At 40.5% G+C, this 432-nt stretch carries 1 protein-coding gene; it reads left to right on the top strand.

Annotation, left to right across the window (positions count from 1 at the left end; translation table 11 throughout):
- Positions 1-432: hypothetical protein (locus tag EDI28_RS26495; RefSeq protein ID WP_438942819.1), on the top strand; the 432-nt coding region annotated here is incomplete at both ends.

The raw sequence follows: 432 nt of genomic DNA, 5'->3' as shown, positions 1-432 counted from the left end.
GAGATGCGTGATGCTGTAGAGAAGTCAGAAGCTTCTTCGGAGGAAGTTCCATCTTCTGAAGACATCTTACTACCCTTGCCTCTGGACGATGAGGAGCAAGGCTTGGATCCTCTATTGCTAGATGATGAAAATCCAACAGAAATGACTGAAGAAGTGGAAGAGGAGCAAAACCTTTCTCGTCTGGATCAAGAGGACTCAGAAAAGAAAAGTAAAAAAGGCTTTATTTTGACCGTTTTGGCGCTTGTATCAGTAATTATTTGTGTCAGTGCTTATTATGTCTACCGTCAAGTGGCTCGTTCGACCAAGGAAATTGAAACTTCTCAATCAACTACAGCCAATCAATCGGATGTGGATGATTTTAATACACTTTATGACGCCTTTTACACAGATAGCAATAAAACGGCTTTGAAAAATAGCCAGTTTGATAAACTG

The organism is Photobacterium chitinilyticum, from assembly GCF_004104355.1.
Taxonomy (GTDB): domain Bacteria; phylum Pseudomonadota; class Gammaproteobacteria; order Enterobacterales; family Vibrionaceae; genus Photobacterium; species Photobacterium chitinilyticum.
Note: the sequence above shows the minus strand (reverse complement) of the source record. Positions and strands in the feature narration are given on the sequence as shown.